At 42.2% G+C, this 2,140-nt stretch carries 2 protein-coding genes; one reads left to right on the forward strand and one right to left on the reverse strand.

The features are described from left to right. Positions 1-151: 151 nt before the first annotated feature. On the reverse strand, positions 152-1,369 hold the full coding sequence (locus tag CHX27_RS01035; protein WP_094484923.1) for a GTP-binding protein: 1,218 nt from the start codon (positions 1,367-1,369) through the stop codon (positions 152-154). 182 nt (positions 1,370-1,551) lie between these two features. On the opposite strand from CHX27_RS01035, the gene CHX27_RS01040 reads away from it, so the two are divergent. Continuing rightward, entirely contained in the window at positions 1,552-1,932 is a 381-nt protein-coding gene (locus tag CHX27_RS01040; protein WP_094484924.1) for a Fur family transcriptional regulator, read from the forward strand. The last annotated feature ends 208 nt before the right edge of the window (positions 1,933-2,140 follow it).

Below are 2,140 nucleotides of genomic sequence, written 5' to 3' on the forward strand. Positions count from 1 at the left end.
TTCGGTCGCCGTTTCAAACCACGTCACGTACTTGCGTTTGGTGCCCTCTATTTTCACTGCCGTTGCTTACGCGGCAATCGGTTCCAAACGATACGTGGGTAACGATTTGCGTGAGAAGGGGAGCGCCCAAAAAAGCGACACCATTCGGAAACTAAATCTGTGTCGGAAAGGGATCGGCGAAAGTTTTTTTGTTGGTGAATTCTAGCTGTTCTGCATCGGTAAGTAGGCAGTCTTCGAGCGCACGCACCATTTCGTCTTGCTGGATGTGGTGCCCAATAAAAACGAGTTCATTCATGCGATCGCCCCATATCGGATTCCATTTACTCTCAATAAAATCCTGATTTTCAACGAAAGCGCTGTAGTTGATTCGTTCGTTAAAAGGCATGCTTGCCCACCAAACGCCTGCGCGCTCCATACGTAGTGAGCCGCCTGCCTGACTAAAATTGAGCGCATCATCGGGTCGTGACGCCAGCCAAAGCAAGCCTTTTGCACGGATTACGCCACTCGGGTATTCTTGATTGAGATAGTGCCACAGACGTTCCGGATGAAACGGTTTTTGATTCCGAAATACAAACGAACTTATGCCGTAGGTTTCGGTTTCTGGCGTGTGTACACCTCCTTCCAGTTCTTTTTGCCATCCGGCGGAAGATTGTGCTTCTTCAAAATCGAATAATCGTGTATTTAAAATTTCGTTTGGCGCTACTTTGCTAAAATGCGACGTTATAACTTTTGCGCTTGGATTCAACTTTTGGATTGCAGCTTTTAGTAGTCCCACGGTTTTAGTGTCTACTAAATCGGTTTTGTTTAGAATAATGACGTTTGCAAACTCAATTTGGTCGGTTAGTAAATTTACGATGGTTCGATAATCGCCTTCAATGTCGGTAAGTTCCCGTTCTCGGAGCAATTCGTTGGTGCCAAAATCGTTGAAAAAGTTAAAGCAATCGACAACCGTAACCATCGTATCGATGTAACTGAACTTCGATAAATCGATGCCTTTTTCTTCGTCAACAAAGCTGAAAGTTTGCGCCACTGGAACCGGCTCGCTGATACCCGTACTCTCAATGAGTAAGTAATCGAATTTGCCTTCGGAAGCGAGTTTTTCTACTTCGATCATTAAGTCTTCGCGCAAGGTGCAGCAAATGCAGCCGTTGCTCATTTCCACAAGTTTTTCTTCAGTTCGCGATAAGGTGTTTTGTTCGTTTATGAGTCGCGCATCTACATTAACTTCGCTCATATCGTTAACGATAACAGCAACTTTTAAACCTTCTTTGTTATGCAAAATATGATTTAGAAGTGTTGTTTTTCCGGCGCCTAAAAAACCGCTTAAAACGGTTACCGGTAGTTTTTTTTCGATTGCAGTTACATTCATAATTCGATAATTTTATAACAAAGACTTAAGCTCTGATGTATTTTTATGGATTGCATAAACTTTGTGATGTTTTTAGCGCATTTGGCGAAATGTGATTTTGTTGAACACTCGCTTAATGCAATTGAGTTGCAAAAATAAACAGTATCTTTGTAAACGCAACGCAGTTGCAATATTTTTTTAAAATGCCGAAAGCGACGAGAAATACACCTGCCAAGACGAAGATTTACGAGTTGTTGTTGAGTTCCGAATTGGCGTTATCGCATGCTGAGATTCAGCAAAGACTCGATTTTACTTGCGATCGTGTTACGATTTATCGGGTTTTAGACCGCTTACTAGAGTCAGGGCAAATTCACAAGATTGTAAATGTTGATGGGGTTGTTAAGTATGCGTGTTGCAAAACATGTAGTCCGGTGCATCAGCACAATCACATTCATTTTAGTTGCGAGCGTTGTAAAGAAGTAACCTGCCTAAACGAAGTTGAGCCTGTGTATCAGATACCAAAAAATTATCTTGTCACCGATGTGTCTTTCACTTTGTTGGGTGTTTGTCCGCAATGCAGATAAAAACCCGTTAGAGTTGCTTTTCTGTGGGCGTTGATACGTGGGTAACGATTTTTCTGCGCTAATGACGGCAGCGGAAATCCTACCAACCTGAGTTCGATTTAAAAATTGCGGTCAGAAAGCAGATAAATGTTTGATTACAAGGCGGATTTGTTTTGGGATACTATAGTATCGCAAAAAAATCTAACGAAGTAGGCAGCCGTTTATCTGT

Source organism: Flavobacterium aurantiibacter (assembly GCF_002251775.1).
Classification (GTDB): Bacteria; Bacteroidota; Bacteroidia; order Flavobacteriales; family Flavobacteriaceae; genus Flavobacterium; species Flavobacterium aurantiibacter.

Excerpts from the sequence above, each read along its gene's own strand:
- CHX27_RS01040 (WP_094484924.1), top strand. The coding sequence starts at position 1,552 with ATGCCGAAAGCGACGAGAAATACACCTGCCAAGACGAAGATTTACGAG.
- CHX27_RS01035 (WP_094484923.1), bottom strand. The coding sequence starts at position 1,369 with ATGAATGTAACTGCAATCGAAAAAAAACTACCGGTAACCGTTTTAAGC.